General features: G+C 54.3%; 4 protein-coding genes and 1 pseudogene. 4 read left to right on the forward strand and 1 reads right to left on the reverse strand.

Annotation, left to right across the window (positions count from 1 at the left end; all coding sequences use genetic code 11):
- The 4 genes and pseudogenes from ABJQ89_RS19725 to ABJQ89_RS19740 form a co-directional block, all read left to right on the forward strand.
- Nucleotides 1–368: pseudogene (locus ABJQ89_RS19725) on the forward strand (hypothetical protein); the annotation flags it as partial.
- A 92-nt stretch (nucleotides 369–460) separates the two neighbouring features.
- Nucleotides 461–1150 carry a DUF2459 domain-containing protein gene (locus ABJQ89_RS19730; protein WP_348497864.1) on the forward strand — a complete coding sequence of 230 codons (690 nt, stop codon included), beginning with the start codon at nucleotides 461–463 and terminating at the stop codon, nucleotides 1148–1150.
- Between the two features lie 70 nt (nucleotides 1151–1220).
- Nucleotides 1221–4016 carry a DNA polymerase I gene (gene polA, locus ABJQ89_RS19735; RefSeq protein WP_348497865.1) on the forward strand — a complete coding sequence of 932 codons (2796 nt, stop codon included), beginning with the start codon at nucleotides 1221–1223 and terminating at the stop codon, nucleotides 4014–4016.
- Nucleotides 4016–4369 carry an MmcQ/YjbR family DNA-binding protein gene (locus ABJQ89_RS19740; protein ID WP_348497866.1) on the forward strand — a complete coding sequence of 118 codons (354 nt, stop codon included), beginning with the start codon at nucleotides 4016–4018 and terminating at the stop codon, nucleotides 4367–4369. Before polA ends, ABJQ89_RS19740 begins: the two co-directional genes overlap by 1 nt.
- Before the next feature lie 47 nt (nucleotides 4370–4416).
- On the opposite strand, the gene ABJQ89_RS19745 is transcribed toward ABJQ89_RS19740, so the two are convergent.
- The coding region (locus ABJQ89_RS19745; RefSeq protein ID WP_348497867.1) for a DUF1285 domain-containing protein at nucleotides 4417–4845 on the reverse strand (429 nt) is incomplete at its 5' end.

Raw genomic sequence — 4845 nt, forward strand, 5'->3', positions numbered from 1 at the left:
CAGAATTCGAGGGCATTGATGTATCAGGCGTGTCAGCCACATCGAGCGATAGTGATGCCGACACTTTAGACGGTGGTACTGGCGATGATCACATCTTCCTAGAAGCTGGTGATAGCGGCATTGGCGGCACTGGTTTGGACACATTCTATCTTGATGGCGATGCAACACCGACCGCAACGGCAACGATTGCGGATTATGATGCAGCGGATGACACGATCATCGTGCAACACACAGGTGCGACTGCTCCGGTCGTGACAGTTGACACCACTGGCGCTGACGCGATTATTTCGCTCGATGGAACAGCTGTTGGGACCGTCACAGGTAATACGACGCTGACAGCGGCAGATATCACGTTGGTGGAACTCTAAACGCAGCGCTTCTTTTCGCAAATCAACGACTAAACCGAGATCTCTGATCCATGCTACCCTCGCCGTACATATTACGGCGGGGGTTTTCGACAATGCGGCTTATTAAATTAGCGTTATGGCTCGGTTCACGCGCCCTTTTGACGTTGTGCTTCGTTTCAAGCCTATATTTCGTCGCTGCTCTTCTGGGTGCGGTGCATGTCGGTAAGCAAAGCCCGGAACATAATTCATCACGCAAGGTCCAGATCGGATTGCTCCAAGGACCAATACACTACGATTTGCTCCTGCCGCTTTCCCCAACCACAAATGAGCACTTTGATTGGTTGAAACGGGCTGGTTTGGCTTTGGACCATCCACAAGCAGAATGGATGATCGTGGGTTGGGGCGCGCGCGAATTCTACACAAGTACTGGCACCTATAAGGATGTTTCAAGTAAAAGCATTCTGCGCGCAATCACGGGCGATCAATCCGTCATGCGGGTTGATATTGCAGGTCCGGTGACAAAGGACGCCCCCTTGCGCTGGGTTTCCTTGAGCGATGCAGACTATCAAAAGCTCCTAGCATCTGTCACCGGTTCTTTCGTAGATGGCGATACGACACATCCACTCCATATTGATGGCTTTAACGCCTATGACATGTTCTTTCCTGCGAAAGGGCGATTTCATGTTTTTCAAACCTGCAACGTCTGGATCGGGAAAATGATGCGCGCTGCAGATGTGCCATTCGGGCGATGGACGCCGATCCCATTGTCGGTGACTCTTTCTCTTCGTCTCGGCGCAAATTGATCACCTTAGAGACTGGAACCAAACGCGCGCGCATGGCATGACGGTAGCTGAATTTGATAGGGAGACGAAAATGTCTGACGCGTTCGGCAAAGGATGCCATCTTCACCTCATTGATGGCTCTGCATTCATCTTTCGCGCCTATCATGCGCTGCCCCCACTGACGCGCAAATCCGACGGAATGCCCATTGGCGCCGTATCTGGTTTCTGCAACATGTTGCAGCGCTATGTTGAGGGAAATGCCGGCAGCGATGTTACTCATGTCGCCGTGATTTTCGACAAGGGCAGCCACACATTTCGCAATGACATGTATGACCTCTATAAGGCAAATCGCGACGCGATGCCCGAAGACCTGCGCCCGCAAATGCCACTAACACGCCGTGCGACTGAAGCCTTCAACATCGCCTGTGAAGAAATCGAAGGCTACGAGGCCGACGACATCATCGCGACCCTCGCCGTACAGGCGCGCGCCGCTGGCGGACGCTGCACGATCATTTCATCGGATAAAGACCTGATGCAATTGGTCGGTGGCGGCGTTGAAATGTTTGATGCGATGAAGCAAAAGCGCATTGACCGTGACGGCGTTCACGAGAAATTTGGCGTTTATCCCGAAGGCGTCGTCGACGTGCAGGCCCTCGCGGGTGACTCGGTCGATAACGTACCGGGCGCGCCTGGCATTGGTATCAAGACTGCGGCGTTATTAATCAACGAATATGGTAATCTGGAAGAACTGCTCGACCGCGCTGGCGAAATCAAACAGCCCAAGCGCCGCCAGACGTTGATCGACAACCGCGAACAGATTGAGCTGAGCAAGCGCCTTGTTCAACTGGATTGCGAAACGCCGCTGGGCTTCACTTTGGATGATCTCGTCGTCAAAGAACCAGAGGCTGACAAGCTGCTTGGCTTCCTAGCCGAAATGGAGTTCCGCACGCTGACTAAACGTATCTCTGACATGCTCGGCGCGGAGATGCCAACGATTAAAGATACGCCAACCGCAGTCGCAGCAGACGCGCCAGAAGCAGTGCCCTTTGATGCTGAAAAATATGAATGTGTGCGCGATCTCGCAGCGCTTCAACCTTGGATCGATCACGCCATCGCACGTGGATATGTCGCAGTGGACACAGAGACCACTGGCCTCAACGACATGCGTGCCGATCTCGTAGGCATCTCGCTTTGCACAGAAGCGGGCAAGGCGTGTTACATCCCGTTGGCACATAAAGATGCGGGCACCGATGATCTTTTCGGTTCTGATGATCTGGCCGATGGGCAGATCGATCTGGAAGCTGCGATTGCCGCGCTGAAGCCGCTGCTTGAAGACCCTAGCGTCATGAAAATCGGCCAGAACATGAAGTACGACGCGAAGATTTTCTCGCGGTACAGCATTGATATTGCACCTATCGACGACACAATGCTCCTGTCCTATGCGCAGCACGCGGGCCTGCATAACCACGGCATGGATTCGCTGTCTGAACGTTACCTCGATCACACACCGATCCCGATCAAACCGCTGCTTGGCACAGGCAAATCCGCGATCACATTTGACCGCGTTCCGATTGATCAAGCGACAGCTTACGCAGCCGAGGATGCGGACATCACTCTGCGCCTCTGGCAACATTTGAAACCCTCGCTCCACGCTGCGAAAACCACCCGCGTTTATGAAACGATGGAGCGTCCTTTGGTCCCTGTGCTTGCTCAAATGGAGCGCAATGGCATCAAAGTTGATCGCGACACGCTATCCCGCATGTCCAACGCCTTTGCCCAGAAAATGGCTGGGCTTGAAGCGGAAATCCATGAATTGGCAGGGCGTCCGTTTAACGTTGGTAGCCCAGCGCAAGTGGGTGAAGTGCTCTTTGACGAAATGGGTCTTGAGGGCGGTAAAAAGGGTAAAACTGGCAAATACGCGACTGGTGCAGATGTACTGGAAGACCTTGCAACCGAACATGAAATGCCGCGCCGCGTGCTTGATTGGCGTCAACTGTCCAAGTTGAAATCCACATACACAGACGCGCTGCAAGAACACATCAACCCCGACACAGGCCGCGTTCACACGTCTTACTCCATCGCGGGTGCCTCAACAGGCCGCCTCGCCTCCACCGATCCAAACCTACAAAACATCCCGATCCGATCTGAAGAAGGTCGCCGCATCCGTGAAGCTTTCGTCGCTGAACCTGGCAAAGTCCTGGTCGCGCTCGACTACTCTCAGATCGAGCTACGCATCCTCGCCCATGTCGCCAATATCGACAGCCTGAAACAGGCCTTCCGTGATGGCCACGACATCCACGCCATGACCGCGTCAGAAATGTTCGATGTGCCGCTTGATGAAATGACGCCCGACGTGCGCCGCCAAGCCAAAGCGATCAACTTCGGTGTGATTTATGGCATCTCCGGTTTCGGCCTCGCCCGCAATCTGCGCATCCCACGGAAAGAGGCGCAAGGCTTCATTGACCGCTATTTTGAGCGCTTTCCGGGCATCAAGGAATACATGGATGACACCGTGAAATTCGCCAAGGAACATGACCGCGTTGAAACGCTGTTTGGCCGCGTTATCCACACGCCCAACATCAGCGCCAAAGGACCGCAAGCAGGCTTTGCCAAACGCGCCGCCATCAACGCCCCGATCCAAGGCACCGCTGCCGATATCATCCGCCGCGCGATGATCCGCATGCCCGATGCCATCGCCGATCAACCGGCAAAGATGCTGCTACAAGTACACGATGAACTTCTGTTCGAGGTTGAAGACGGTGCGCAGGATCAGCTTATCGCGACGGCAAAAGACGTCATGGAGAATGCCGCCGATCCAGTCGTCAAGCTCGACGTGCCTTTGATCGTCGATGCTGGCCAAGGGGCTAACTGGGCAGAGGCGCATTAATGATTAACGATTGGCCTCAAATGAAAGCCTTCGCGCTGTCCTTGGGCCTGCCAAAGGTCGAAGAATCCACAAGCTGGGGTAATGAAGTTCTCAAGGCGCACGGCAAACTCTGGGTCTGGTGGAGTCCCTATGTGGAGGCGGCGCTTTTCAAATGCGATAAGGAAGAGCGCGAAATCCTGCGTGCAGCAGACCCCGAAACCTTTATCCACCACAAACATTACGAATCCCACAACCTCATCCTCGTTGCTGCAGGCCACATTGATGAGGGATGGGCAGAAGCGCGGCTTCGCTCCGTCTGGCGCGCACAGGCCCCAAAACGTTTCTTAAAAGACTGGGACACTCAAAACTCCTGAGCCGCCCGCATCTTCATCTTTCCAAATAAACTTCCGCCGGAGGCTCCTCAGCCCTCAAGTTCCGCTGACGGAATGATCTGAAAGAATACGCCGTTCGACCAAAGCCCGAACCATCCCTCATGATGCGCGCCGATGTCGACCAAGCGATAGAAACTCTTGCGGTCAATCAACGCCTCAAGCCCCGCGCGCACCATCACATAGGGCGATGGTTCACCTGTTTCAGGATCGCGCACGACGCGAATGGGATGGTCTGGACCAGCCGCGACAAAATCCCCGACATGGGTCTCAAACGTCAGAACGTCATCCACATGTTCGAAATCCACCGCCACGAATGGCGCGTCTTCGACCTCGATCCCAACCTTTTCGACGGGTGTCACCAGAAAATACTTGCCGTCTTCCAGTTTCAAAATCGAAGAAAACAGCTTTACCAGCTCAAATCTGCCGATGGGCGTGCCCATATAGAACCAAGTGCCATC

The organism is Planktotalea sp., assembly GCF_039984035.1.
Taxonomy (GTDB): Bacteria; Pseudomonadota; Alphaproteobacteria; order Rhodobacterales; family Rhodobacteraceae; genus Planktotalea.